The 26,738-nt window shown below is 61.2% G+C and carries 21 protein-coding genes; 14 read left to right on the top strand and 7 right to left on the bottom strand.

Annotation, left to right across the window (positions count from 1 at the left end; all coding sequences use genetic code 11):
- Window positions 1–218: 218 nt before the first annotated feature.
- Window positions 219–2,960: an aconitate hydratase AcnA gene (gene acnA, locus B0E42_RS15140; RefSeq protein WP_077506755.1), complete on the bottom strand. Its 2,742-nt coding sequence runs from the start codon at window positions 2,958–2,960 to the stop codon at window positions 219–221.
- 172 nt (window positions 2,961–3,132) lie between these two features.
- On the opposite strand from acnA, the gene rlmM reads away from it, so the two are divergent.
- Together rlmM and tusA are read left to right on the top strand one after the other, a co-directional pair.
- A complete protein-coding gene (gene rlmM / locus B0E42_RS15145) occupies window positions 3,133–4,242 on the top strand; it encodes a 23S rRNA (cytidine(2498)-2'-O)-methyltransferase RlmM (protein WP_053178604.1) in 1,110 nt (369 codons plus the stop codon).
- Window positions 4,243–4,408: 166 nt separating this feature from the next.
- On the top strand, window positions 4,409–4,660 hold the full coding sequence (gene tusA, locus B0E42_RS15150) for a sulfurtransferase TusA (RefSeq protein ID WP_014339369.1): 252 nt from the start codon (window positions 4,409–4,411) through the stop codon (window positions 4,658–4,660).
- Here tusA and B0E42_RS15155 read toward each other — a convergent pair.
- Complete coding sequence (locus B0E42_RS15155; protein ID WP_053178605.1) at window positions 4,657–6,060, bottom strand: MATE family efflux transporter; 1,404 nt, start codon at window positions 6,058–6,060, stop codon at window positions 4,657–4,659. The genes tusA and B0E42_RS15155 overlap by 4 nt on opposite strands.
- A 294-nt stretch (window positions 6,061–6,354) precedes the next feature.
- Between B0E42_RS15155 and pdxB the strand changes: the two genes are divergently transcribed.
- Complete coding sequence (gene pdxB / locus B0E42_RS15160) at window positions 6,355–7,509, top strand: 4-phosphoerythronate dehydrogenase PdxB (RefSeq protein WP_018608564.1); 1,155 nt, start codon at window positions 6,355–6,357, stop codon at window positions 7,507–7,509.
- Window positions 7,510–7,629: 120 nt separating this feature from the next.
- On the opposite strand, the gene B0E42_RS15165 is transcribed toward pdxB, so the two are convergent.
- Window positions 7,630–7,809: a PA1571 family protein gene (locus B0E42_RS15165; protein WP_018608562.1), complete on the bottom strand. Its 180-nt coding sequence runs from the start codon at window positions 7,807–7,809 to the stop codon at window positions 7,630–7,632.
- A gap of 249 nt (window positions 7,810–8,058) precedes the next feature.
- Between B0E42_RS15165 and B0E42_RS15170 the strand changes: the two genes are divergently transcribed.
- Window positions 8,059–9,837: an ABC transporter transmembrane domain-containing protein gene (locus B0E42_RS15170; RefSeq protein ID WP_168188522.1), complete on the top strand. Its 1,779-nt coding sequence runs from the start codon at window positions 8,059–8,061 to the stop codon at window positions 9,835–9,837.
- A gap of 207 nt (window positions 9,838–10,044) precedes the next feature.
- On the opposite strand, the gene B0E42_RS15175 is transcribed toward B0E42_RS15170, so the two are convergent.
- Complete coding sequence (locus B0E42_RS15175) at window positions 10,045–11,973, bottom strand: transglycosylase SLT domain-containing protein (RefSeq protein WP_018604846.1); 1,929 nt, start codon at window positions 11,971–11,973, stop codon at window positions 10,045–10,047.
- Between the two features lie 213 nt (window positions 11,974–12,186).
- On the opposite strand from B0E42_RS15175, the gene B0E42_RS15180 reads away from it, so the two are divergent.
- Window positions 12,187–14,106, top strand: a complete 1,920-nt coding sequence (locus B0E42_RS15180) for an ATP-binding cassette domain-containing protein (protein ID WP_077506757.1) — start codon at window positions 12,187–12,189, stop codon at window positions 14,104–14,106.
- Window positions 14,107–14,303: 197 nt separating this feature from the next.
- Here B0E42_RS15180 and B0E42_RS15185 read toward each other — a convergent pair whose 3' ends face one another.
- On the bottom strand, window positions 14,304–14,744 hold the full coding sequence (locus B0E42_RS15185; RefSeq protein WP_018604853.1) for a universal stress protein: 441 nt from the start codon (window positions 14,742–14,744) through the stop codon (window positions 14,304–14,306).
- A 102-nt stretch (window positions 14,745–14,846) separates the two neighbouring features.
- Here B0E42_RS15185 and B0E42_RS15190 point away from each other — a divergent pair, with 102 nt between their 5' ends.
- The 7 genes from B0E42_RS15190 to B0E42_RS15220 all read left to right on the top strand — a co-directional run bounded on the left by B0E42_RS15190 (window position 14,847) and on the right by B0E42_RS15220 (window position 23,405).
- The gene (locus B0E42_RS15190; protein WP_018604856.1) at window positions 14,847–15,284 is read left to right on the top strand and encodes a hypothetical protein; all 438 of its coding nucleotides are present in this window, start codon (window positions 14,847–14,849) and stop codon (window positions 15,282–15,284) included.
- Between the two features lie 612 nt (window positions 15,285–15,896).
- Window positions 15,897–18,044 (top strand): fatty acid oxidation complex subunit alpha FadB, encoded by a 2,148-nt coding sequence (gene fadB / locus B0E42_RS15195; protein ID WP_018604860.1) that lies wholly within the window; start codon window positions 15,897–15,899, stop codon window positions 18,042–18,044.
- A gap of 30 nt (window positions 18,045–18,074) precedes the next feature.
- Complete coding sequence (gene fadA, locus B0E42_RS15200) at window positions 18,075–19,250, top strand: acetyl-CoA C-acyltransferase FadA (RefSeq protein WP_018604861.1); 1,176 nt, start codon at window positions 18,075–18,077, stop codon at window positions 19,248–19,250.
- Between the two features lie 109 nt (window positions 19,251–19,359).
- Window positions 19,360–19,596 carry a DUF1653 domain-containing protein gene (locus tag B0E42_RS15205; protein WP_003199644.1) on the top strand — a complete coding sequence of 79 codons (237 nt, stop codon included), beginning with the start codon at window positions 19,360–19,362 and terminating at the stop codon, window positions 19,594–19,596.
- A gap of 115 nt (window positions 19,597–19,711) precedes the next feature.
- Complete coding sequence (topA, locus tag B0E42_RS15210; RefSeq protein ID WP_077506758.1) at window positions 19,712–22,324, top strand: type I DNA topoisomerase; 2,613 nt, start codon at window positions 19,712–19,714, stop codon at window positions 22,322–22,324.
- Window positions 22,325–22,540: 216 nt separating this feature from the next.
- The gene (locus tag B0E42_RS15215) at window positions 22,541–23,065 is read left to right on the top strand and encodes a DUF6586 family protein (RefSeq protein ID WP_018604864.1); all 525 of its coding nucleotides are present in this window, start codon (window positions 22,541–22,543) and stop codon (window positions 23,063–23,065) included.
- A gap of 106 nt (window positions 23,066–23,171) precedes the next feature.
- The gene (locus B0E42_RS15220) at window positions 23,172–23,405 is read left to right on the top strand and encodes a hypothetical protein (protein WP_003183419.1); all 234 of its coding nucleotides are present in this window, start codon (window positions 23,172–23,174) and stop codon (window positions 23,403–23,405) included.
- Between the two features lie 71 nt (window positions 23,406–23,476).
- Here the strand turns inward: B0E42_RS15220 and sulA are convergent, their stop codons facing one another.
- Both sulA and lexA read right to left on the bottom strand, forming a co-directional pair.
- The gene (sulA, locus tag B0E42_RS15225; RefSeq protein ID WP_003199648.1) at window positions 23,477–23,950 is read right to left on the bottom strand and encodes an SOS-induced cell division inhibitor SulA; all 474 of its coding nucleotides are present in this window, start codon (window positions 23,948–23,950) and stop codon (window positions 23,477–23,479) included.
- 10 nt (window positions 23,951–23,960) lie between these two features.
- Window positions 23,961–24,569 (bottom strand): transcriptional repressor LexA, encoded by a 609-nt coding sequence (gene lexA, locus B0E42_RS15230; protein ID WP_003199651.1) that lies wholly within the window; start codon window positions 24,567–24,569, stop codon window positions 23,961–23,963.
- Between the two features lie 241 nt (window positions 24,570–24,810).
- Between lexA and B0E42_RS15235 the strand changes: the two genes are divergently transcribed.
- Window positions 24,811–25,518, top strand: a complete 708-nt coding sequence (locus B0E42_RS15235; protein WP_013692622.1) for a TetR/AcrR family transcriptional regulator — start codon at window positions 24,811–24,813, stop codon at window positions 25,516–25,518.
- 183 nt (window positions 25,519–25,701) lie between these two features.
- Window positions 25,702–26,700: a beta-N-acetylhexosaminidase gene (nagZ, locus tag B0E42_RS15240; protein WP_172681142.1), complete on the top strand. Its 999-nt coding sequence runs from the start codon at window positions 25,702–25,704 to the stop codon at window positions 26,698–26,700.
- Window positions 26,701–26,738: the final 38 nt, after the last annotated feature.

The following is a 26,738-nucleotide window of genomic DNA, read 5'->3' on the forward strand; positions in this document are numbered from 1 at the left end:
GCGGGATTATAGGCGGGCCGATACAAAAACATCGCCTGTTAAGAGGTGAATAACGGTCAGTAAGCTGCGGAGCCTGTGGGAGCGGGCTTGCTCGCGAAAACGGTGTGCCTGGCAACATCAATATTGACTGTTACGCCGCCTTCGCGAGCAAGCCCGCTCCCACAAGGGGTTCGTCGCTTATCTTCTATTGACGCATTCGCCATAGGAGGCGGGTGTTTTTAACCGGCAATCAATTGCCGCAGTACATAGTGAAGGATCCCGCCGGCCTTGAAATATTCCACTTCATTCAAGGTATCGATCCGGCACAACACTTCGATTCGCTCCTGGCTGCCGTCCTCTCGGGTGATGACCAGGGGCAGGTTCATGCGCGGCGTCAGTTCGACGTCATTGAGGCCCAGGATGTCCAGGGTTTCCTTGCCCGTAAGGTTCAGGCGCTTGCGGTTCTGGTCGAGCTTGAACTGCAATGGCAGCACGCCCATGCCCACCAGGTTGGAGCGGTGGATGCGCTCGAAGCTTTCGGCGATCACCGCCTTGACCCCCAGCAGGTTCGTGCCCTTGGCGGCCCAGTCCCGGCTCGACCCGGTGCCATATTCCTGCCCGGCAATCACCACCAGCGGCGTGCCCGCGGCCTGGTACCGCATGGCGGCGTCGTAGATCGGCATTCGTTCGCCACTGGGGATGTAGATCGTGTTGCCGCCTTCTTCGCCGTCGAGCATTTCGTTGCGAATGCGGATATTGGCGAAGGTGCCGCGCATCATCACCTGGTGGTTGCCGCGCCTGGAGCCATAGGAGTTGAAGTCTCGCGGCTCCACGCCCTGTTCGCGCAGGTAGCGACCGGCCGGGCTGTCGGTCTTGATATTGCCGGCCGGGGAAATGTGGTCGGTGGTCACCGAATCTCCCAACAGGGCCAGGACCCGGGCACCCTCGACGTTCCTGACGGCCGGCGGCGGTCCGCCGATGTCGTCGAAGAACGGCGGGTGCTGGATGTAGGTCGAGTCGTCCTGCCAGACGTAAGTCGCCGCTTGCGGCACTTCGATGGCCTGCCATTGTTCGTCACCGGCAAACACGGCGGCGTATTCCTTGTGGAACATGCTGGTGTTGACCTGGGCCACGGCGGCGGCCACTTCCTGGCTGCTGGGCCAGATGTCCCGCAGGTACACCGGTTTGCCGTCCCGGTCGTTGCCCAGCGGTTCGCTGCTGATGTCGATGCACACGGTGCCGGCCAGGGCATAGGCGACCACCAGCGGCGGCGAGGCCAGCCAGTTGGTCTTCACCAGTGGGTGCACCCGGCCTTCGAAGTTGCGGTTGCCCGACAATACCGAAGCCACCGTCAGGTCGGCTTTCTGGATGGCTTTTTCGATGGGCTCCGGCAACGGTCCGGAGTTGCCGATGCAGGTGGTGCAACCATAGCCGACCAAGTCGAAACCAAGTTTATCCAGGTACTCGGTCAGGCCGGCCGCCTTGTAGTAGTCGGTGACCACCTTGGAACCCGGAGCCAGGGAACTCTTGACCCACGGCTTGCGGGTCAGGCCCTTTTCCACGGCTTTTTTGGCCAGCAGCCCGGCGGCCATCATCACGCTGGGGTTGGAGGTGTTGGTGCACGAGGTGATAGCAGCGATCACCACCGCGCCGTTTTTCAGGCGATGGGTGTGGCCTTCGTATTCGTATTCGGCTTCGCCCACCTGATCGGCATTGCCCACCGCGACGCCACCGCCACCTTCACTTTCCAGGCGACCTTCTTCTTTACTGGTGGGTTTGACCTGCAATCCCAGGAAGTCGCTGAAAGCCTGGCCGACATTCGGCAGCGAGACCCGGTCCTGCGGGCGTTTGGGCCCAGCGAGGCTGGCCTCGACGCTGCCCATGTCCAGCTCCAGGGTGTCGGTGAACACCGGTTCCTGGCCGGGCAAGCGCCACAGGCCCTGGGCCTTGCAATAGGCCTCCACCAGTTTCACTGTTTCCGTAGGGCGTCCGGACAGGCGCAAGTAGTCCAGGGTCACATCGTCGACTGGGAAGAAACCGCAGGTGGCGCCGTATTCCGGGGCCATGTTGGCGATGGTGGCGCGGTCGGCCAAGGGCAGGTCGGCCAGACCGTCGCCATAGAACTCGACGAACTTGCCCACCACGCCTTTCTTGCGCAGCATCTGCGTGACGGTCAGCACCAGGTCGGTGGCGGTGATGCCTTCGCGCAGTTTGCCGACGAGTTTGAAACCGATGACCTCGGGAATCAGCATCGACACCGGCTGGCCGAGCATGGCCGCTTCCGCCTCGATCCCGCCGACGCCCCAGCCCAGTACGCCGAGGCCGTTGATCATGGTGGTGTGGGAGTCAGTGCCCACCAACGTGTCGGGGAACGCGTAGGTGCGGCCGTCTTCTTCTTTAGTCCACACGGTGCGGCCCAGGTATTCGAGGTTGACCTGATGGCAGATGCCGGTGCCCGGCGGCACCACGCTGAAGTTGTCGAAAGCGCTTTGGCCCCAACGGAGGAAGGCGTAGCGTTCGCCGTTGCGTTGCATTTCGATGTCGACGTTCTGCTCGAACGCCTGGCTGCTGGCGAATTTGTCCACCATCACCGAGTGGTCGATCACCAGGTCCACCGGCGACAGCGGGTTGATCCGCTGGGGATCGCCGCCGGCCTTTTCCATGGCGGCGCGCATGGCGGCCAGGTCGACCACGGCGGGGACGCCGGTGAAGTCTTGCATCAACACCCGGGCGGGGCGGTATTGAATCTCGCGGTCGGAGCGGCGCTCCTTGAGCCACCCGGCCAGGGCCTTGAGGTCGGTGCCAGTGACGGTTTTTTCATCTTCCCAGCGCAGCAGGTTTTCCAGCAGTACCTTCAACGACATGGGCAGTTTGTCCAGGTCGCCCAGGCTTCGGGCGGCATCCGGCAGGCTGAAGTAGTGGTAGGTCCTGGCGTCGACTTGCAGTGTTCTAAGGGTTTTCAGGCTATCGAGGGACGGCATTGAAATCACTCCTTTGAGTCCGCACGGCTACGGACTGACGGAACGGGTAGAGGCTTTAACCTAGCCCTGTTTTGAGCGAATGACTAATCACTGGACTCTATAGCAAGGTTCGCGGTTCCGAACTCCGCTATCATGCGGCGGTTTTCGTGACAGGCTTTGCTACGGAGTTTCAATGAACACGCTTTTCATGCACTGCCGGCCGGGCTTCGAAGGCGAGGTCTGTTCCGAGATCGCCGAGCACGCGGCCCGACTCAACGTGGCCGGCTACGCCAAGGCCAAACCGGCCAGTGCCTGTGCTGAATTTGTCTGCACCGAAGACGACGGCGCCGAGCGGCTGATGGGCGGCCAGCGTTTCGCCGAACTGATTTTTCCGCGCCAGTGGGCGCGCGGTACGTTCATCGATTTGCCGGAAACCGATCGCATCAGCGTCATCCTGGCCCACATGGCCGCTTTCCCGACCTGTGGCAGCCTGTGGCTGGAAGTGGTGGATACCAACGACGGCAAGGAACTGTCGAACTTCTGCAAAAAATTCGAAGGCCCCTTGCGCAAGGCGCTGATTGGCGCCGGCAAGCTGGTGGACGACCCGCGCAAGCCGCGCCTGCTGCTGACTTTCAAGAGTGGTCGCGAAGTGTTCCTGGGCCTGGCCGAATCCGATAACTCGGCGATGTGGCCCATGGGCATTCCCCGCCTGAAGTTTCCCCGGGAAGCGCCGAGCCGTTCCACCCTCAAGCTTGAAGAGGCCTGGCACCACTTCATTCCCCGGGACCAGTGGGACGAGCGCCTGCACAGCGACATGACCGGCGTGGACCTCGGTGCCGCGCCGGGCGGCTGGACCTGGCAACTGGTCAACCGGGGCATGCTGGTGACCGCCATCGACAATGGCCCGATGGCCGAAAGCCTGATGGACACCGGCCTGGTGCAGCATCTGATGGCGGACGGCTTCACGTTCAAGCCCAAGCAGCCGGTGGACTGGATGGTCTGCGATATCGTCGAGAAGCCGGCACGCAACGCGGCGATGCTGGAAGAGTGGATTGGCGAAGGGCATTGCCGCGAGGCCGTGGTCAACCTCAAGCTGCCGATGAAACAGCGTTATGCCGAGGTCAAGCGCCTGCTCGAACGTATCGCCGAGGGGTTCAAGGCCAGGGGCATCAAGGTCGATATCGGTTGCAAGCAGCTGTACCACGACCGCGAGGAAGTGACGTGCCATCTGCGGCGGCTGGACACCAAAAAGCCCCGTGGGAGCAAAGCTGTGGGAGCAAAGCTTGCTCGCGATGAACGGTGACACGGTCTGGAGACCGAGGTGCCTGCATCGCGGGCAAGCCTTGCTCCCACAGGCTTGCTCTTACATGTCTGCTATCCCACAGTTTGCTTTCACATGTTTGCGATTCCACAGGCTTTGCTCAGGACCGACATTGCGCGACAATGCCGGCCAGTTTCAGGAGTAGAACATGAGTGAAATGAACGATACGCCGGTCGACGGCACGCTGGATGCCACGGGCCTCAATTGCCCGGAGCCGGTGATGATGCTGCACCAGCACATTCGCGACCTGGTTCCCGGTGGGCTGCTGAAAGTGATCGCCACCGACCCCTCGACTCGCCGCGACATCCCCAAGTTTTGCGTGTTCCTGGACCACGAACTGGTGGCCCAGCAGGAGGAAGCGGGCACGTACCTCTACTGGATCCGCAAGAAACTCGCTTAATCCGTCGAACGACTGAGCCTGATCTGCTTGCGCGCGCTGCGTGCCAGGCGGATCGACAGCATCAGCGCCGCGCAGCTCAAGCCCACGATCAGGCCTTGCCACAACCCGCTCGGGCCGCTGGCCGCGCCGAGCCAGTCGGTCAGGCCCAGGGCGTAACCCACCGGCAGGCCGATCCCCCAATAGGCGAACAGGGTCAGGATCATCGTCACCCGGGTGTCCTGGAAGCCGCGCAACGCGCCTGCCGCCGTGACCTGGATCGCATCGGAAAACTGGAACAGCGCCGCGTAGACGATCAGCATCGAGGCCACGTTGATCACCACCGGATCGGCGGTATAGATCGCCGCGATAGGCCCGCGCAGCGCGAACATCAGGCTCGCCGACAGGCAGGCGTACGCCAGGGCCGTGCCCATGCCCACCCCAGCAGCGAAGCGCGCTTCGCGCGGCTGACGACGGCCCAGGGCCTGGCCGACCCGCACCGTGACGGCCATGCCCAGGGAGTAGGGGATCATGAACACCAGGGAGCTGAAGTTCAGTGCGATCTGGTGCCCGGCCACCACGGTGGCGCCGAGGCTGCCGATCAGCAGGGCGATCACTGCGAAAATACTCGACTCGGCGAACACCGCGATGCCAATCGGCAGGCCGATGCCCAGCAGGCGCTTGATGACGGCCCATTGCGGCCAGTCGAAACGGCTGAACAACTGGCTCGACTGATAGGCCGGCGCCCAGCGGGCCCAACCGGCCATGCCCAGGGCCATGACCCACATCACGATGGCCGTGGCCCAGCCGCAACCGACGCCGCCCATGGCGGGCACGCCCAGGTGTCCGTAGATGAAGATGTAATTGAGCGGAATGTTCAGCGCCAGCCCGCACAGCCCCAGCACCATCGCCGGCCGCGTGCGTCCCAGGCCATCGCTGAAGCAGCGCAGTACGTGATACAGCGCCACCGCCGGCAGGCCTGTCCCGATGCCCCGCAGGTATTCCATGCACGGACCGATCAGTTCAGGATCGACGTTCATGATGTGCAGGATTGGTTCGGCGCTGAACAGCGCCAGCGTCGCGATCAACCCCACCACCAATGCCAACCACAACGCCTGGCGCACCAGCGGCCCGATCTCGTCGAACGTACCGGCACCGAAGCGCTGGGCAACTTTCGGCGTGGTCGCCAGCAATGTGCCGGTCATCAACAGGAACACCGGCACCCAGATCGAGTTGCCCAGGGCGACGGCCGCCAGATCCCGCGGGCCAACCCGACCGGCCATCACCGCATCGACAAACCCCATGGCGGTAGTTGCCAGTTGCGCCACCATGATCGGCAAGGCCAAGGCCAGCAAGGTCCTGAGTTCCAGGCGAACCCGGGCCGGGCGGGAGAGGGTGGTGGGGGTGTCGATGACAGGATTCACAGGGAAAGCGTCCGAAAAGGTTAAGCGCAAGGCGGCGAATTCTACGCCTTGACGCAGTGGTCAGGAAAAAACCTGTGTTGTGGATTTGTAATCGCTTTTTCAATTTTCAAGCACCTGTGGGAGCAAGGCTTGCCCGCGATGAAGATGATGCGGTCTCCCTAGGAACCGAGGCGCCTGCATCGCGAGCAAGCTTTGCTCCCACATAAATTCCCTTGCCACAACATCATTCGCTCCGGGTAATGCACAGGCCCAACGGAACGCCTACACTGCCCCTCCCGCCAAAGGAGCTCTGCCATGCTGATCGTCGCCGACGAAAACATCCCCCTGCTCGATGCATTTTTCCAAGGATTCGGCGAAATCCGCCGGGTACCGGGGCGGGGGATCGACCGGACGATGGTCGAGCACGCCGATGTGTTGCTGGTGCGTTCGGTCAGCCAGGTCAATCGGGCCCTGCTGGAAGGCAGCAAGGTGCGCTTCGTCGGCACCTGCACCATCGGCACCGATCACCTGGACCTGGATTATCTCGCCGAGGCCGGTATCCGCTGGGCCAGCGCGCCGGGCTGCAATGCCCGTGGTGTGGTGGACTATGTGCTGGGCAGCCTGATGACCCTGGCAGAAATCGAAGGCGCACAACTCGAGCAACGAACCTTCGGCGTGGTCGGCGCAGGCCAGGTGGGCGGGCGGTTGATCGAGGTGCTCAAGGGGCTGGGCTGGACCGTAAAGGTCTGCGATCCGCCGCGTCAGGCCGCCGAGGGGGGCGACTATGTGAGCCTGGAGCAGATCATCGAGCAGTGCGATGTGATCAGCCTGCACACACCGTTGACCCGCGACGGTGAGCAACCGACCTGGCACCTGTTCGACGAGGCGCGCCTGAACCAGCTCAAGCCCGGGACCTGGCTGATCAACGCGGCCCGCGGCCCGGTGATCGACAACGCCGCGCTACGCGAAGTGTTGCTGGAACGCGAAGACCTGCAAGCGGTGCTGGATGTCTGGGAGCAGGAACCCACCGTGGATGTGGACCTGGCCGATTTGTGCGTGATCGCCACCCCGCACATTGCCGGTTACAGCCTCGATGGCCGTCAGCGCGGCACCGCCCAGATCTACCAGGCCTTGTGCGCTTTCCTGGAACAGCCGGTTGAAGTCAGCCTCAGCGACCTGTTGCCTCGGCCTTGGCTCGGTGGCATCACCCTGGATGCCGCAACCGACCCGGCCTGGGCCTTGGCGGCGTTGTGCCGGAGCGTGTACGACCCCCGTGGCGACGACGCAAACTTTCGCCGCAGCCTGGTGGGCACGGTCAGCGAGCAACGCAGCGCGTTCGACGCCTTGCGCAAGCATTATCCGCCACGGCGGGAAATCGACAGTTTGAAGGTTCGTATTGAAGGGCAGTCGGCGGCTTTGCAACAGATCGTGACAGCGCTGGGTTGTGGGAGCAAAGCTTGCTCGCGATGAACGATGACGCGGTCAGGGGACCGAGGTGCCTGCATCGCGGGCAAGCCTTGCTCCCACAACCTTTCTCGCAAGTATAAAAAACCCGACATCAAGGTCGGGTCCAATTGAAGACGGGCTGTATCACTTTTGTTCGGCAGGCTTGACCAGTCGTTTTTCCAGCTCGCTGCAGGCTTTTTGGATCATGTCTTCGGTGATCGGTACTTCGCGCCCTTCCTCATCGATGATCGAGCAGCCCAGAGACTGGTCCGGTTGCGTGCGGATTACTTGAATCTTGTCGTCGCTGCTGTGTTGCAAGGACATGGCCTGTCTCCTCATCAGGTTGTGTGCTTACTTTAATGTCGCCAGGTGACCGAGCCATGACACTCCTTGTAGGTTCATGGCGACACCTCCACTCAATCAGAAACACAGTTGCGTTTCCAGCCAGACTTTAGACCGATAACATCTAGCCTCTAGTCGTTGTGGTCATATTTAACCCGACTCATTCTGATTCAATTTGGTTCCGCTACGCTTTGGCGTCGCTGGCCGGCCTTTTTCCTGCTGCATTATCGGATGCCCTTGATGCTTTCTTCCCGACATCGCCGTGCCATACGCCTGGCCAGCGGCTTCATTGCCCCTTATCGCAAACAAGTCGCTGGCGCTCTGCTGGCGTTGATTGTCACCGCGGGTATTACCTTGTCCATGGGCCAAGGCATCCGGTTGCTGGTGGACCAGGGCTTCATGACCCGCTCGCCGCACCTGCTCAACCAATCCATCGGCCTGTTCATGGTGCTGGTGGTGGGGCTGGCGATCGGTACGTTTGCCCGTTTTTACCTGGTGTCCTGGATCGGCGAGCGGGTGGTGGCCGATATCCGGCGGCAGGTCTTCAACCATCTGGTGTACTTGCACCCCGGTTTCTACGAAAACAACCGCAGTTCGGAAATCCAGTCGCGGCTGACCGCCGATACGACCTTGCTGCAATCGGTGATCGGTTCGTCGCTGTCGTTGTTTTTGCGCAACGCCTTGATGGTGGTGGGCGGCATCGTGCTGCTGTTCATCACCAATCCCAAGTTGACCAGTATCGTGGTGATTGCCCTGCCGCTGGTATTGGCGCCGATCCTGGTCTTTGGTCGTCGGGTGCGCAGTTTGTCGCGCCAGAGCCAGGACCGCATTGCCGACGTCGGCAGCTACGTTTCCGAAACCCTTGGCCAGATCAAGACCGTGCAGGCTTACAACCATCAGGTCCAGGACGAACAACGATTCTCCGTGACGGTGGAGCAGGCTTTCGACACCGCCCGCAAGCGCATCGCCCAGCGGGCCTGGCTGATCACCCTGGTGATCGTGCTGGTGCTGGGCGCGGTGGGGGTGATGCTCTGGGTCGGCGGCATGGATGTGATCGCCGGGCGGATTTCCGGCGGTGAGCTGGCGGCATTCGTGTTCTACAGCCTGATCGTCGGCAGCGCCTTCGGTACCCTGAGCGAAGTGATCGGCGAGCTGCAACGGGCCGCGGGCGCGGCAGAGCGCATTGCCGAGTTGCTGCGTTCGGAGAACATCATCCAGCCGCCGGCTTCAGGCCTTGTCATCTTGCCGGAGCGGGTCCGGGGCGATCTGCGCCTCGAAGGCGTGCGTTTTTCCTATCCCTCCCGGCCGGACAGTTATGCGGTCGACGGTCTCGACCTGACTATCAAGGCCGGTGAGACCCTGGCCCTGGTTGGGCCTTCCGGTGCGGGCAAGTCAACGGTGTATGACCTGCTGCTGCGTTTCTACGATCCGGTGCAAGGGCAGATCCTGATCGACGATGTGCCGTTGACTCAACTCGATCCGCTGGACCTGCGCCGCCACTTCGCCCTGGTTTCACAAAACCCGGCGCTGTTTTTCGGCACGGTCGAAGAGAACATCCGCTACGGCAACCCTGGCGCAACGTCCGAGCAGGTGCGGGAGGCTGCGCAGATTGCCCACGCCCACGACTTCATCGAAAAAATGCCCGACGGCTACCAGACCCACCTGGGCGACGGTGGCCTGGGCCTGTCGGGCGGCCAGCGCCAACGCCTGGCCATCGCCCGGGCGTTGCTGGTGGACGCGCCGATCCTGCTGCTGGACGAAGCCACCAGCGCCCTCGATGCGCAAAGCGAACACCTGATCCAGCAGGCCCTGCCCAACCTGATGAAAAACCGCACGACCCTGGTCATCGCCCACCGCCTGGCCACGGTGAAAAACGCTGATCGGATCGCGGTGATGGACCAGGGCAAGGTGGTTGCGGTGGGCACTCACCAGGAGCTGGTTGCCAGCAATGCGTTGTACGCGCGGCTGGCGGCGTTGCAGTTCAATCAGCGGGGTGAGTCTGAAGCATAACGTTAGTATCGAGCCGAAGAACCAATGTGGGAGCGAGCCTGCTCGCGATAGCGGTAGACCAGCAACATTGATGCTGACTGTCGCACCGCTATCGCGAGCAGGCTCGCTCCCACAGGGTCCAGCAACCGACCAAGTAACCGACCAAAAAAATGCCCGCATCTTTCGATGCGGGCATTTTTTCTTCTCAGGAACAGCTTCCGCTAATAATCACTGATCATCGAAATACCGCTCATGCCAATCCACCAGCGGTTGCGGCGAGTTGAGTTTCTGGCCGTAGATCACCGAGTACGACAACACGTTCTGCACATATTGGCGGGTTTCGTCGAAAGGAATGCTTTCGACCCAGACGTCGAAGCTCAAGTGGTCGGCGCCGCGCAGCCACTGGCGCACGCGACCGGGGCCGGCGTTGTAGGCCGCCGAGGCCAGGACGCGGTTGCCGTTGAACTGGCTGTGAACCTGGCTCAGGTACGCCGCGCCCAACTGGATGTTCTTGTCCGGGTTCAACACTTGCTGTGGTGAGGCCAGGGGAATGCTGAACTTGCGCGCGGTTTCCTTGGCGGTGCCAGGCATCAGTTGCATCAGGCCGGCGGCACCGACGCCGGAGCGGGCGTCGTCCATGAAGGCGCTTTCCTGGCGGGTAATGGCGAACGCCCAGCTTGGATGCAAGCCGCGAATCTTGGCTTCGCGTACCAGGGTGTCGCGGTGGGCCATCGGGAAGCGGATGTCCAGGTCGTCCCAGTACTTGGCCTGGCTGATGGTGCGAATGGCCGGGAAATACCACTTCAGGTCATAAGCCAGTTTGGCCTGGGCGACCATTTCGTCACGGTTGAAATGACGGCTGACGTGATACCACTCGCGGCGCCCGTCGACGATGTCCCCACGGGCATGAAATTCCAGCGCCCGACGCACGCCAGGGGTGTTGCGCACTTTGTTGATCAGCGCCTGGCTCATCACCAGCGGCTTGTTGATGAGCGAGTACGGCGACTGGGAACGGTCGGCGGCCAGGAAGCCATAGAAGTCTCGTTCACGGGCCAGGTGCTTGTAGAGCGCCAGCGCCTCGGGGTTCTGCGGCTGCGCCAGTTCCAGCGTGCGGGCTTGCCAGTACCGCCAGCGATTGGTGCTCGACAGCGACTCGGGCAGGCGACGGGTCAGTTGGTAGGCATCGTCCCAGCGGGCCAGGCGCAGGAGCAGGCGCAAGCGCCATTCCGAAACGGTGTCATCGCGCAGTTCCGGGTCGTATTTCGTCATCACGTCCAAGGCCCGGCTGTCGAAGCGCTTGGCCAGGGTCAGGCCGATTTCCCGGGCAATCGCAACTTTTTCATCACGGGAAAAATGCATGGTGCTGGCGTAGCCGTCCAGCAGTGCCATGGCCTTTTCCGGATCCTGGCGGGCCAGGCGACGCAGGCCGAGGCTGACGATGTCGGACATCGGTTCATCGGCCGGGGTGAAGCGCGAGGGCTGGTTGAGCAACTCGGGCTTCTGCGCCACGTCCACCAGCAACTTGCCACGGGGGGCGAGGGTGGTCAGGCCGCTGACCAGGCTGTTGGCCAGCGGGTAGTTGCGGGCCTGGGCCGCCAGTTTGGTGCGTTCCCAGCGTTTCTGTTCGGTCAACTGGCCCTGGGAGGCCCATAGGCCGAACAAGGCATCGCACGCCTGGGGCTGGGATTTGCCGGACAGCCACAGCTTTTCGGTATTGGCATAGCCTTCGGCCTTCAAGCCATGGCTGAGCTGGTACTGGGCGTTAAGGCAGTCCAGTTCGGTGAAATTGAGCTTGGGGTCGTAATACTTGACGAAGGTCTCCCAGTCACCGCGCTCGGTCAGCCAACGCAGCCAGCGCAACTTCATCCAGTTGGCCTGGGGCAGATCACCGTGTTCGGCGAGGAACTTCTCGATTTCGGCATTGCTGGCGCTCTTGAGGCGAGCGGTCAATTCGTCGTAGGCCAGATAGGGTTCCAGCGGATAATCGCGCAGGGCCTGGCTGTAGCGAAAGTAAGGGCCGGAATCACCCTTGGCCAAGGCACGCTTGGCCTCGTTGTAATATTGGCGTTGAGTGGAGATATCCACCGCCTGCGCGGATTGAACGGCAGTGGCACATACAAAAAGACACGATACAACACTGAAAAGGCGACTGCGCATGAGACGTCCGGGCATAAAAAACATGACAAGCCCAAGGGGTAACCCAGGGTAACTGTCTGTAGCTTAGCCTTTTGCCAGCAGCCGGCGAAAGCTTTGCAGATCCGTCGGTGCAAGTTCGCAACATTTGTTATGCAGAGTGCTTCGGTGGCGAAATTGGCGGACCCCTGAGGCCTCATCTCAGGTAGAATGCGCGCCCGGTTTTTGGAGAAGCTCATGACCCTGCTCAAATTCAGCGATGTGTCCCTTGCTTTCGGCGCTATGCCGTTGTTGGACAAGGTGTCCTGGCAGATCGCCCGTGGTGAGCGGGTGTGCATCATCGGCCGCAACGGCACTGGCAAGTCCAGCATGATGAAGCTGGTCAAGGGCGATCAAAAGCCCGATGACGGCTCGGTCTGGCGCGCGCCAGGCCTGAAAATCGGCGAATTGCCCCAGGAACTGCCGGTGGCCGACGAGCGGACCGTGTTCGACGTGGTCGCCGAAGGCCTGGACGGTGTCGGCGCGCTGTTGGCCGAGTATCACCACCTGAGCCAGAACATCGTCACCGATGCTGACCTGGACAAGTTGATGCACGTGCAGCACGACCTTGAAGCCCGAGACGGCTGGCGTCTGCAGCAACTGGTCGACAGCACCCTGAGCCGCCTGCAACTGCCGGCCGACAAGACCCTCGCCGAGTTGTCCGGCGGCTGGCGTCGTCGCGTCCTGCTGGCCCAGGCCCTCGTGTCCGAGCCGGACCTGCTGCTGCTCGACGAACCGACCAACCACCTGGACATCGGCGCCATCGCCTGGCTTGAAGAAGCCTTGAAGGACTTCCAGGGTGCGGTGCTGTTCATCACTCACGACCGTTCCTTCCTGCAAAACCTGGCGACGCGCATCCTTGAACTGGACCGTGGCGGCCTGATCGACTGGAACGGCGACTACGCCAGTTTCCTGGTGCACAAGGAAGCGGCGCTGGCAGCGGAAGAAACCGCTAACGCGTTGTTCGATAAGAAACTGGCCCAGGAAGAAGTCTGGATTCGCCAGGGCATCAAGGCGCGTCGCACCCGCAACGAAGGCCGTGTGCGGGCGCTCAAAGCCTTGCGCATGGAACGCAGTGAACGTCGCGAGCGTACCGGCAAGGCCAACATTCAGTTGGATACCGCTGACAAGTCCGGCAAGCAGGTGATGGTCCTTGAGAACGTGAGTTTCGCGCACCCGGGCGGCCCGTTCCTGATCAAGGACTTCTCCATGGTCCTGCAGCGCGGTGATCGCATCGGCCTGCTGGGTGCCAACGGCACCGGCAAGACCACCTTGCTCAAGCTGATGCTCGGTGGCCTGGTGCCGACCAATGGCAAGGTGGAAGAGGGCACGAAGATCGACGTTGCCTACTTTGACCAGTTGCGCCATCAGTTGGACCTGGAAAAGACCGTGATCGATAACGTGGCCGAAGGTCGCGATTTCATCGACATCGATGGTCAGAGCCGCCATGTGTTGAGCTACCTCGGCGATTTCCTGTTCAGCCCCCAGCGTGCCCGTACGCCGGTCAAGGCGCTGTCGGGGGGCGAGCGTGCCCGTCTGTTGCTGGCCAAGTTGTTCAGCAAGCCGGCGAACCTGCTGGTGCTCGACGAACCGACCAACGACCTGGACGTGGAAACCCTGGAGTTGCTGGAAGAGGTGTTGCTGACCTTCAACGGCACCGTGCTGATGGTCAGTCACGACCGGGCATTCCTGGATAACGTCGTGACCAGCACCCTGGTGTTCGAGGGCGAAGGCCTGGTGCGTGAATACGTCGGTGGTTATCAGGACTGGCTGCGCCAGGGCGGCTCGCCGCGCCTGCTGGGGGTCACCGAGAGCAAGTCCGGCAAGGCCGACTTGAATTCGGCGGTGGTCAAGGCCGAGCCAGCCCCGGTCGCTGCCGCGGCGGCCCCGGCACCGGCCAAGAAGAAACTCAGCTACAAACTGCAGCGCGAGCTGGAGGCGTTGCCGGGTGATATCGACGCGAAGGAACAGCAGATCGCCGCCGTGGAGGCCGAGATGGCTGACGCCGGCTTCTACCAGCGGCCTACTGCCGAAACCGCCAAGGTGATCGCGCAGTTGGAGCAGTTGCAGGCCGAGCTGGACGCACTGGTCGAGCGTTGGGCTGAACTGGACGCTTGATCCGTTGTTGAAAAAAATCCCGGAGTTCAGCAATGAACGCCGGGATTTTCTATTTGAAACGCTATTCCCCTGTAGGGGTGAGCCTGTGGGAGCAAAGCTTGCTCGCGATGAACGATAACGCGGTCATTCGACAGACCGAGATGCCTTCATCGCGAGCAAGCTTTGCTCCCACAGGCTCGCTCCCACAAGGGTAGGGGTTATGTGCGCTTGACCAGATGTACCGCCAGCACGTCGCAAGGCGCGCCATGCAGCACGTCGTTGGCGGTCGAGCCCAGCAACAGCGCCAGGCCGTGGCGACCATGGCTGCCGACCACAATCAGGTCGCAGCCCTGTTCCTTGGCCAGGTGATGGATCTCCTGGCGCGGCTGGCCGTAGGTCAGGTGGCTGAATTCCTTCTTCAGGGCCGGGTATTTCACGATCAGTCGGTCAAGGCGCTCCTTGGCCTGGTCGAATTGCTGCTGCTGCAACTGGGAAAGGTCCATGGGCACGTCGCCGCCGAAGGCCATGGCCATCGGTTCGACGATGTGCACCAGCGACAGCTTGGTGTCCCGGCTTTCGCAAAGGGCGAGGGCGCGCTTGACGACCGGATCGCATTCTTCAGTGAGGTCGACGGCGACCAGAACGTGTTTGTAGTACATGGAAAGCACTCCAGAGAATTGCGATACGGTAAGTATGGCTGGTTTCAAGCGCATTGACGGCGACGTGGCTCAATGGGCTCATCAGAATTCGGGAGTACGAATATGACGGTCTGGATAGTGGTGTCAATCCTGTTGGTGGTGTTAAGTCCGCTGGCATGGTTGCGGCCGTCCCGTGTTCAGAGCGGTCGCATGGCCCTGCGCATGGAGGCACGACGCCTGGGCCTGGCCATGCAGCTGGCGCCGCAGGAGTGGCCGCACTGGCTCGGCCAGCAGCCGCCAAACCCCTGTGCCCAGTACCACCGGCCCCGGCGCGGCAAGGAACCGGCTGTCTGGAGCTATTGGCAGACGGCGCCAGGCGTCTGGGTCAACCAGTGGCGAGAAGTCTGCCAGGATGAATCCCTGCTCAATCATTTCGAAAAATTGCCGGCCAACGTCTACAAAGTTGAAGCCGATCGGCAAATGATTGCCTTGTACTGGGGCGAGAAGGGCGAAGCGACTGTTTTGCAGGACATTGCCAGCACCCTCAAGGCGCTGGCCTGAGCGAATTTAGATGCGTAGGAGCTGTCGAGCGGAGCGAGGCTGCGATCTTTACCCAGGCCATTGAGTCTCAAGCGAAAGATCAAAAGATCGTCCGAACGCGGCCCGAGCCTTCGGCAGCTCCTACCGGCATAAAAAAAGCCCGACAGTCTCATCGGGCGGGTTGGCCAGGCAGGCCGGTAAACAATCTCATGCCAGGACGTGCGTTCGTAACGTCCTTTGTTCCCAATATTCAATCGCGTCCCGACAGCGTAGACCGCTGGATCCGATATGTCTGGAATTAGGGCGATTTTTCTAATTATTGATCCTATGAATGGCTGCTCATGCGGCGCCGTGTTGCGGATCCGTACGGTACGGAAATGACCGTGAAGTCGCGTTCACGCCTGTGTTTAGGGCGATTGACAATTGTCGGAAATTCCGTGAAGGTGACGTACCCAAATCAAACGGGCGTATGAATTGAGCGTTTGTATTTTCAGAATGCTCCTACAGACCCCGACTATCGCGTTGACGGGTGTGCCTGGCGGATTGGCGTAGCATCGACGGTAACGTCTATGCCGAACCAGTGGTCAGCGTTCAACGTGTACTGTTCAGCTTCCATATCGTGGAGATCAGTTGATGATTTACGAAGGTAAAGCCATCACGGTTAAGGCTCTTGAAAGTGGCATCGTCGAATTGAAATTCGACCTCAAGGGTGAGTCCGTCAACAAGTTCAACCGTCTAACCCTGAATGAATTGCGTCAGGCTGTAGACACTATCAAGGCAGATGCTTCGATCAAGGGTGTGATCGTCAGCAGCGGCAAGGACGTGTTCATCGTCGGCGCCGACATCACCGAATTCGTCGACAACTTCAAGCTGCCCGATGCCGAACTGATCGCTGGCAACCTCGAAGCCAACCGTATTTTCAGCGACTTCGAAGACCTCAACGTACCGACTGTCGTGGCCATCAACGGCATCGCCCTGGGTGGCGGCCTGGAAATGTGCCTGGCGGCGGATTACCGCGTCATGTCCAGCACGGCCAAGATCGGCCTGCCGGAAGTCAAGCTGGGCATCTACCCAGGCTTCGGCGGCACCGTGCGCCTGCCGCGCCTGATCGGTGCGGACAACGCCATCGAGTGGATTGCCGCCGGCAAGGAAAACCGTGCTGAAGACGCGCTGAAGGTCGGTGCCGTGGACGCCGTGGTCGAACCTGGCAAGCTCCAGGAAGCCGCCCTTGAAACCCTCAAGCGCGCCATCAGCGGCGAGTTCGACTACAAGGCCAAGCGTCAGCCGAAGCTCGAGAAGCTCAAGCTCAACGCCATCGAACAAATGATGGCCTTCGAAACCGCCAAGGGTTTTGTGGCCGGTCAGGCAGGCCCGAACTACCCGGCGCCGGTCGAAGCGATCAAGACCATCCAGAAAGCCGCGAGCTTCGGTCGCGACAAGGCTCTGGAGGTCGAGGCCGCCGGCTTCGTCAAGCTGGCCAAGACCTCGGCTGCGCAAAGCCTGATCGGTCTGTTCCTCAATGACCAGGAACTGAAGAAAAAGGCCAAGGCCTACGACGAAATCGCCAGTGACGTGAAGCAGGCTGCCGTACTCGGCGCCGGCATCATGGGTGGCGGCATCGCCTACCAGTCGGCGTCCAAAGGCACGCCGATCCTGATGAAGGACATCAACGAACACGGGATCGAGCAGGGCCTGGCCGAAGCCGCCAAGCTGCTGGTCGGCCGTGTCGACAAAGGTCGCATGACCGCTGCGAAGATGGCCGAAGTGCTCAACGGCATTCGTCCGACCCTGTCCTACGGCGATTTCGGCCATGTCGACCTGGTGGTCGAAGCCGTTGTCGAGAACCCGAAGGTCAAGCAGGCGGTACTGGCTGAAGTCGAAGACAAGGTCAAAGAGGACACCATCCTGGCCTCGAACACCTCGACCATCTCCATTTCGCTGTTGGCCAAGGCCCTCAAGCGTCCGGAGAACTTCGTCGGCATGCACTTCTTCAACCCGGTGCACATGATGCCGCTGGTGGAAGTGATCCGTGGCGAGAAGTCCAGCGAACATGCCGTTGCCACCACCGTGGCCTACGCCAAGAAAATGGGCAAGAACCCGATCGTCGTCAACGATTGCCCGGGCTTTCTGGTCAACCGCGTGCTGTTCCCGTACTTCGGCGGTTTCGCCAAGCTGGTCAGCGCTGGCGTGGACTTCGTGCGCATTGACAAGATCATGGAAAAATTCGGCTGGCCGATGGGCCCGGCGTACCTGATGGACGTGGTCGGCATCGACACCGGCCACCACGGTCGCGACGTCATGGCTGAAGGCTTCCCGGACCGCATGAAAGACGACCGTCGTTCGGCCGTCGACGTGCTCTACGAAGCCAAGCGCCTGGGCCAGAAGAACGGCAAGGGCTTCTACGCCTATGAGACCGACAAGCGCGGCAAGCAGAAGAAAGTCGCCGACTCGTCGGTGCTGGAAGTGCTCAAGCCGATCGTCTACGAGCAGCGCGAAGTCACCGACGAGGACATCATCAATTGGATGATGATCCCGCTGTGCCTCGAAACCGTGCGTTGCCTGGAAGACGGCATTGTCGAGACCGCCGCCGAAGCCGACATGGGTCTGGTCTACGGTATCGGTTTCCCTCCATTCCGTGGCGGTGCGCTGCGCTACATCGATTCGATCGGTGTCGCCGAGTTCGTTGCCTTGGCTGACCAGTACGCTGATTTGGGCGCGCTGTACCACCCGACCGCGAAGCTGCGTGAAATGGCCAAGAACGGCCAGCGCTTCTTCGGTTAAGCGCCCAACGACTAGAGCGAGAGAACATTTATGAGCTTGAATCCTAGAGACGTCGTGATTGTCGACTTCGGTCGTACGCCGATGGGCCGCTCCAAGGGCGGCATGCACCGCAACACCCGCGCCGAAGACATGTCGGCGCACCTGATCCGCAAGCTGCTGGAGCGCAACGTCAAGGTCGACCCCAACGAAGTCGAAGACGTGATCTGGGGCTGTGTGAACCAGACCCTGGAGCAGGGCTGGAACATCGCCCGCATGGCCTCGCTGATGACCCAGATCCCTCACACGGCGGCGGGCCAGACCGTCAGCCGCCTGTGCGGTTCGTCCATGAGCGCGCTGCACACCGCCGCCCAGGCGATCATGACCGGTAACGGTGACGTGTTCGTCGTTGGTGGTGTCGAGCACATGGGCCACGTGAGCATGATGCACGGCGTCGATCCGAACCCGCACATGTCGCTGTACGCGGCGAAAGCCTCGGGCATGATGGGCCTGACTGCGGAAATGCTTGGCAAAATGCACGGCATCACCCGCGAACAGCAGGACGCCTTTGGCGTGCGCTCCCACCAGCTCGCCCACAAGGCGACCGTGGAAGGCAAGTTCAAGGATGAGATCATCCCGATGCAGGGCTACGACGAGAACGGCTTCCTGAAGCTGTTCGACTACGACGAAACCATTCGTCCGGAAACCACCCTGGAAAGCCTGGCGGCCCTCAAGCCGGCCTTCAATCCGAAGGGCGGCACCGTGACAGCCGGTACCTCGTCGCAGATCACCGACGGTGCCTCGTGCATGATCGTGATGTCGGCCCAGCGTGCCCAGGACCTGGGTATCCAGCCGATGGCGGTGATTCGTTCGATGGCCGTGGCGGGTGTGGACCCGGCGATCATGGGCTATGGTCCAGTACCGGCCACGCAGAAAGCCTTGAAGCGCGCAGGCCTGGGTATTGCCGATATCGACTTCTTCGAACTCAACGAAGCTTTCGCCGCACAGGCCTTGCCAGTGCTGAAAGATTTGAAAGTGCTCGACAAGATGAACGAGAAGGTTAACCTGCACGGCGGCGCGATCGCCCTGGGTCACCCGTTCGGTTGCTCCGGTGCGCGTATCTCCGGCACGCTGCTCAACGTCATGAAGCAGAATGGCGGCACCTTTGGTGTGTCCACCATGTGCATTGGCCTCGGCCAGGGCATCGCCACTGTCTTCGAACGCGTCTAAGCGTTGCGTTGATGGAAGCCGGGGCCAAGTGCCCCGGTTTTTGTTTTTTCGGGTTTAGTAAAAAAAAGATTTTGTTTTTATTTTGAAAAGATTTGAGTGAGTGCCAAGCATGCCGATACAACCTGGGCTCTACCAGCATTACAAAGGTCCGCAGTACCGCGTATTCAGCATCGCGCGGCATTCCGAGACCGAGGAAGAAGTGGTCTTCTATCAAGCCCTGTATGGCGATTACGGCTTTTGGGTGCGTCCCTTGAGCATGTTCGAGGAGTCCGTCGAGGTTGACGGCGAACAGGTGCCACGCTTTGCTTTGGTGCAGGCTGAGGAGAGCATTTTTTCCAAGCCTTGAGGCCGGTATGCGGGCAACCCTGCGCTTGACCTCACCTTGCAGCCACTATATATAGCGGTGCCGCGTCAGGCGCCAACCGCCTTTCACTTTTTAGAATTCAGGAATTTTCTGATCCATGGGCAAATCGCTGGTCATTGTGGAATCCCCGGCTAAGGCCAAGACCATCAACAAGTATCTGGGCAACCAATACGTGGTGAAGTCGAGTATCGGCCATATCCGAGACCTGCCCACCAGCGGTTCGGCTAGCGCCAGCAAGGAGCCAGCCGCCAAGCGCGGCAAGGCTGCTGCCGGTGAAGCGCCGGCGCTGTCGCCGAAAGACAAGGCGCGCAAGCAGCTGGTCTCACGCATGGGGGTCGATCCGGAACACGGCTGGAAAGCCAAGTACGAGATCCTCCCGGGCAAGGAAAAGGTCATCGAAGAGCTGCGCCGGCTCGCCAAGGATGCCGACACCATCTATCTCGCGACGGACTTGGATCGCGAAGGGGAAGCCATTGCCTGGCACCTGCGCGAAGCCATCGGTGGGGATGACAGCCGCTACAAGCGCGTGGTGTTCAACGAAATTACCAAGAAGGCCATCCAGGAAGCCTTCTCCCAGCCGGGCGAGCTGGACATCGATCGGGTCAACGCCCAACAGGCGCGTCGCTTCCTCGACCGCGTGGTGGGCTACATGGTCTCGCCCCTGCTGTGGGCCAAGATCGCCCGCGGCCTGTCGGCCGGTCGTGTGCAGTCGGTCGCCGTGAAGCTGGTGGTGGAGCGCGAGCGGGAGATCCGTGCGTTCATTCCTGAGGAGTACTGGGAAGTCCACGCCGACCTCGGCACCGCCAAGGGCGCCACCGTGCGCTTCGACGTGGCCCGGGAGAAGGGCGAGGCCTTCAAGCCGCTCAACGAAGCCCAGGCCATGGCCGCGCTGGAGAAGCTCAAGGCTTCCAGCTACAGCATCGTCAAGCGCGAAGACAAGCCGACCAGCAGCAAGCCGTCGGCGCCGTTCATCACCTCCACGTTGCAGCAGGCCGCGAGCAATCGCCTGGGCTTTGGCGTGAAGAAAACCATGATGATGGCCCAGCGTCTGTACGAAGCCGGCTACATCACCTATATGCGTACCGACTCGACCAACCTTTCGGTCGATGCCGTGGCGATGGCGCGCACTTATATAGAAAGTGAGTTCGGCAAGAAGTACCTGCCAGAGACGCCGAACGTCTACAGCAGCAAGGAAGGCGCGCAGGAGGCGCACGAAGCGATTCGTCCGTCCGATGCCAATACCGAGCCAAGCAAGCTGTCGGGCATGGAGCGCGATGCCGAGCGTCTCTACGAGCTGATCTGGCGCCAGTTCCTGGCCTGCCAGATGCTGCCGGCGCAATACCTGTCGACCACGGTCAGCGTCGGTGCCGGCGACTTCGAGTTGCGCGCCAAGGGCCGCATCCTGAAGTTCGACGGCTACACCCGCGTCATGCCGCAGATCACCAAGCCTGGGGACGATGACGTCCTGCCAGACATGGCCCAGGGCGACGTGATGAAGCTGATCAAGCTTGATCCGACCCAGCACTTCACCAAGCCACCGGCCCGTTACTCCGAAGCCAGCCTGGTCAAGGAAATGGAAAAGCGCGGCATCGGTCGTCCTTCGACCTACGCAGCCATCATCTCCACTATCCAGGACCGCGGCTATGTGGCGCTGCACAACCGTCGTTTCTATTCGGAAAAGATGGGTGACATCGTTACCGAGCGTTTGTCCGAGAGCTTCTCGAACCTGATGGACTACGGCTTCACCGCCGGTATGGAAGAGAACCTCGACGATGTGGCCCAGGGCGAGCGCGACTGGAAAAACGTCCTCGACGAGTTCTACGGCGACTTCAAGAAAAAGCTCGAAGTGGCCGAAAGCCCGGACAGCGGCATGCGCGCCAACCAGCCGGTCATGACCGACATTCCGTGCCTGACCTGCGGGCGTCCGATGCAAATCCGTACCGCCTCGACCGGCGTATTCCTCGGTTGCTCGGGCTACAGCCTGCCACCCAAGGAGCGCTGCAAGGCGACGGTCAACCTGGTGCCGGGCGACGAAATCGCTGCGGACGACGAGGGTGAATCGGAATCCCTGGTGCTGCGCGGCAAGCATCGCTGCCCGATCTGCAGCACGGCGATGGATGCCTACCTGCTGGATGAAAAGCGCAAGCTGCACATCTGCGGCAACAACCCGGACTGTGCTGGCTACGAGATCGAAGAGGGCACTTATCGCATCAAGGGCTACGAAGGTCCGAGCCTGGAATGCGACAAGTGTGGCAGTGAGATGCAGCTCAAGACCGGCCGTTTCGGCAAGTTCTTCGGTTGCACCAACCCGACCTGCAAAAACACCCGCAAACTGCTCAAGAGCGGTGACGCGGCGCCGCCGAAGATGGACCCGGTGAAGATGCCTGAGCTCAAGTGCGAGAAGGTCAACGACACCTACATCCTGCGCGACGGTGCCTCCGGCCTGTTCCTGGCGGCCAGCCAGTTCCCGAAAAACCGCGAGACCCGTGCACCGTTGGTGATGGAAATCGTGCCGCACAAGGACGAGATCGATCCGAAGTACCATTTCCTCTGTGCAGCGCCGCAGAAGGATCCGGAAGGGCGCCCGGCGGTCATTCGCTACAGCCGCAAGACCAAGGAGCAATACGTGCAAACCGAAGTCGACGGCAAGCCGACTGGCTGGAAAGCGTACTACGACGGTGGTAAGTGGACGGTGCAAGACAAGAGCTGATGGCAGCACTCACGTGTGACGAGGGGGCTTGCGCCCGCTGGACCGGTCCGACGTTTCGGGCGTAGCCGCCCCAATAAGTCTCAAGTGAACAAAAGGCCGCATGACAACCCATAGGTTTTCATGCGGCCTTTTTGTTTTTGGCTTGCAGTGGCCTCGGTTGATCCATGACACTGTCGCACTTGCCAGACGCTTTCATTTCGTTGGGGAGGTGCCGCCATGGCCCACGAACTCTATACCCGCACCAATCAGAAAATCTATTTTGCCGGTCTGTCGCTCGAAGCGCTCACCAGGGCCGAGGATGGGCGTGCGATGAATTCCCCGGCGTTGCTCCAGGCAGGACGCGAATCCGCGCTGTTTCACCTGTACGGTGCATTGTTGGGGTTGTGCCATGAAATCGCCGGTTTCTATCGCCTGCCACAAGCGAATGCACCGCGGGCCGAGCTGTTGTTGACCCGCGAAGCGTTGGAAACCATTGCTATTCCGGAATTGGCCGAAATGGTCGAACTGGCGCACAACCCGGAAACCTGGCTGGCGAAGCTATTGGCGGCCCATGCGGCGTTGTTCGAGCCGCCACGAGCCCCGCGCAAGCCCAAGGGGGACGTGACCCAGCCGTTGATCGTGGCGGTCAATCTGGACGAACAAGAACCCGAGCAGGAGTTGAGCCGGGAGGAGCTGGAGAGCTGGCGTCAGAACCTCAAGAGCCTGGCGATACGCTTTCGTGAAGGGTTGAACGAGTGCTGAGTTCGCCCCCGGCCCGTTACGTTCGTTGATAACACTTGGTCAAGATCCCGAGCGGAGCCTGGCCGATGACTATATAATCCTCGCCTTTCGTGGAGAACAGACTTTTATGCCTACGTCCTTTCTAGAAATTGTCGAACTTCCTGATGGCCGCATCGAGCTGCGCAGGGCTGAGGACGAGGGTTCTCTGGTTACCCTGAACTTCTCCGAAGATGCCAAGGTATTCCTTCAGGGCCAACACGTCGAAGTCGCCAAGGCGATGCTGAGCGTGGGCGTCCAGATGGCAGGTCGCCTGGTTGAAGGCGAATTCAACAAGGAAGAGGGGCCGCGGGTTCTTCATTGATCCCGTCTGTCGGCTTTTTTGGATAGTGTGGCTGGTCGGCTTCTCTGCCTTGGAGAAGCCCCGCGTTTGTCTTAGCCCAATCGAATATTCAGACTTTGTGCGTCCCCGGTACGGGCGGCGCTGATCAACTGTTGCCGTGCGGTTGCGGTTAGCGGATTGAGCCAGCTGACCACGGTGTGGCTGCGGCCCAGGCGCAAGGCTTCGCAGGTTAACTGCTGGGCGCTTTGGGTCCCGCGCGGTTGCAACAACAGGATGCGTTCGCGGTTCAGACCGGCATCCCGCAGCCAGGCCTGGGTGACGCTGGCCGGTGGCGCGATCAGCGTCAGCCAGCGAGCATCCTGGTCCTGGCTGAGTTCTCGCAGAATCGGCGCCAGCAGGTTCAGGCAGTTTCCGGCCGCACCACGTAACGACAGTTCACTGAAAGCCTCGGGCTCGACGCCCCAGGGCGACTCGATGACCTCTTTCAGGACTGGAACCAGCGGTTGGGCCATGAATGCCTCGAACAGCGGAAGTTGTGTGTGTTGTGGTGTGTGAGGGAACTGCATAAAGCCTCCTTTAGCGGCGAATGACGCCGACACTCAAGCCTTCGATGACCAGGTCCTGATCTTTCAGGTTCACTTCGATGGGCGCGAACTCGGGGTTCTCGGCGATGAGCCAGACCTTGCTGCCGTCGCGCTTGAAGCGCTTGACGGTCACCTCGTCGCCGATTCGCGCCACCACGATCTGGCCATTGCGGGCTTCGCGGGTAGTGTGGACGGCCAGGAGATCACCGTCGAAGATGCCGATGTCCTTCATGCTCATGCCGTGTACACGAAGCAGGTAGTCGGCCCGAGGATGGAAGAACGAAGGATTGATGTTGCAGGACTCCTCGACATGCTGCTGGGCGAGGATCGGTGCGCCTGCCGCGACCCGGCCGATGATCGGCAGGGTGGTTTCGTCGGCCTTGGCTTCGAAGCCGGGGATGCGAATGCCACGGGATGCGCCCGGGGTCATTTCGATCGCACCCTTGCGCGCCAGCGCCTTGAGGTGTTCTTCAGCCGCGTTGGGCGACTTGAACCCTAGTTCCTGGGCGATTTCCGCACGGGTTGGCGGGTAGCCGTTGTCTTCGAGGCAGCGTTTGATGAAGGCCAGAATCTCTGCTTGGCGTGGCGTCAGCTTTAGCATATTGATCGCTCTGTCTTTTTATACAGTGACTGGGATTATATACAGTGAACGCCGCTTGGCAATCCTCCTTTTTCCACAGGCCGCTGGACGGTCGGTCGGGTTGTTGGATGCGACATGGCTACCACCCGTGAAAAGGTGTGGTTAAATACGTGACCGGGCATTCGCAAAACGCCCCGGCAGGCTTGACAACCCCTAGGCTGAAACGTATGTTTCAAACAAGTGTTTGTCAGGCGGAGTAACCATGGCCCAGTCGGAAACCGTTGAACGCATTCTCGATGCTGCCGAGCAGTTGTTCGCGGAAAAAGGTTTCGCTGAAACCTCGTTGCGTCTGATCACCAGCAAGGCCGGGGTGAACCTGGCGGCGGTGAACTATCATTTCGGCTCGAAAAAGGCCCTGATCCAGGCGGTATTCTCGCGGTTCCTCGGGCCTTTCTGCCTCAGCCTCGATCGCGAGCTGGAGCGCCGGCAGGCCAAGCCTGACGTCAAGCCGACCCTGGAAGAGCTGCTGGAAATCCTGGTCGAGCAAGCCCTTGTCGTGCAACCGCGCAGCGGTAACGACCTTTCCATTTTCATGCGCCTGTTGGGCCTTGCCTTCAGCCAGAGCCAGGGCCACCTGCGACGTTACCTGGAAGACATGTACGGCAAGGTTTTCCGGCGCTACATGCTGCTGGTCAACGAGGCCGCACCGCGCATTCCGCCCATCGAGTTGTTCTGGCGGGTGCACTTCATGCTAGGCGCCGCCGCGTTCAGCATGTCCGGTATCAAGGCGTTGCGCGCCATCGCTGAAACCGACTTTGGCGTGAACACCTCGATCGAACAGGTCATGCGCCTGATGGTGCCGTTCCTGGCAGCCGGCATGCGTGCCGAAAGTGGTGTCACCGATGAAGCCATGGCGGCCGCGCAATTGCGCCCGCGCAGTAAATCGACGCCGGCGCTGGCCAAGGCGTAAGCGCACGGGTGGGCGCGGCTGCCGACATCCGCTAAGCTAGCCGCCCATGCCGACTCTCGTTTCGAACCCGTTCCATCTTTCATTGCATGACCGCGACCTGCCGGGCCTTGGGCCCAGCGGTGTGGTCGTGTCTGTGTTGCCGCGCGGGTTCATCGTTATTAAGGAAATGCTATGACTGCTGGCCTGCAAGGCTCGTTGATGGTGGACGTCGCCGGTACCTGGCTGACGGCCGAAGATCGCCACCTGTTGCGCCAGCCCGAGGTAGGCGGCCTGATCATCTTTGCCCGCAACATCGAGCATCCACGTCAGGTGCGCGAGTTGAGCGCGTCGATCCGCGCCATCCGCCCCGACCTTTTATTGGCGGTGGATCAGGAAGGTGGTCGTGTCCAGCGGCTGCGTCAGGGTTTTGTGCGGTTGCCGGCGATGCGGGCGATCGCCGACAACCCGAACGCCGAATACCTGGCCGAGCAGTGCGGCTGGATCATGGCCACTGAAGTGCTGGCGGTCGGTCTCGACTTGAGCTTTGCCCCGGTGCTGGACCTTGATTACCAGCGCAGCGCCGTCGTCGGCAGTCGCTCCTTCGAAGGTGACCCCGAGCGCGCTGCGTTGTTGGCCGGTGCCTTCATCCGCGGCATGAGCGCCGCCGGGATGGCCGCCACTGGCAAGCATTTCCCGGGGCATGGCTGGGCCGAGGCCGATTCCCACGTGGCGATTCCGAACGATGAGCGTAGCCTGGAACAGATTCGCGCCAACGACCTGGTACCGTTTGCCAGGCTGAGCAAGCAACTGGCCGCCGTCATGCCGGCCCATGTCATCTACCCGCAGGTCGACGCCAACCCAGCCGGGTTTTCCCGCCGCTGGCTGCAGGACATCCTGCGTGGCGAGTTGCAATTTGATGGCGTGATCTTCAGTGATGATCTGTCGATGGCCGGCGCTCATGTGGTCGGTGATGCCGCCAGTCGTATCGAGGCTGCTTTGACGGCGGGTTGCGACATGGGCCTGGTGTGCAACGACCGTGCTGCCGCGGAGTTGGCCTTGAGCGCGGCCCAGCGCCTGAAGGTCAAGCCTTCGGCGCGAATCGCCCGCATGCGCGGGCAGGCCTACGCCTCCACTGAATACCGTGAGGACCCTCGCTGGCTGGCGGCGCTCGGCGCGCTGAGGGCTGCCCAGCTGGTTGATTAAGGAGTTGTCATGACTGGCATGAGTAATGATCGGCGGTG

The organism is Pseudomonas sp. A25(2017), from assembly GCF_002001065.1.
In the GTDB taxonomy this organism is placed as follows: domain Bacteria; phylum Pseudomonadota; class Gammaproteobacteria; order Pseudomonadales; family Pseudomonadaceae; genus Aquipseudomonas; species Aquipseudomonas kilonensis.